Origin of the sequence: Pseudomonas sp. 32_A (assembly GCF_017490905.1) — a bacterium.
GTDB classification, from domain to species: Bacteria; Pseudomonadota; Gammaproteobacteria; order Pseudomonadales; family Pseudomonadaceae; genus Aquipseudomonas; species Aquipseudomonas inefficax.
In genome coordinates this window covers 1-448 of sequence record NZ_JAFGYI010000337.1, presented here as the reverse complement: position 1 = coordinate 448, position 448 = coordinate 1, and the positions used below count along the sequence as shown (strand labels likewise).

The following is a 448-nucleotide window of genomic DNA, read 5'->3' as shown; positions in this document are numbered from 1 at the left end:
GTTCCAGTTCAAATTCCAACTTTCATTCCAAAATATTCTATGAGAAAATTTAACCTAACTGATGTATTTTTGTTATTGGATCACAATGGAACAATTGTTACTTTGCCTTACAATCTACGAGTTCCATTTGCTAGGTTTGTTGCTAAGAACAAAATTAATCATCTCAGAAGATACTCAATATCAAAAGTTTATAGACAAAGTAAATTATCCGGAAATCATCCAAAAGAATTGTGGGAATGTGCTTTTGATATTGTCACTCCAAAGCATATCAACACAAATCATTTATTACCTGAAGCTGAAACTATTTGTGTTCTAAACGAAATAGTCGAAGAATTCCCAATGCTTCAAAGTGGAAAATTAGTTTTGAAAATTAATCATATGAAATTAATAAAGGCAATTTTGTCGTACAGTGATATTCCAGAAAATTTGTATCAAACAGTTTTTAAAA

General features: G+C 29.5%; 1 protein-coding gene. It reads left to right on the top strand.

The genetic code is table 11. The annotated features are described in order from the left end of the window. On the top strand, nt 1-448 hold a 448-nt coding region (locus J5M58_RS26950), incomplete at both ends, for a hypothetical protein (protein ID WP_207880468.1).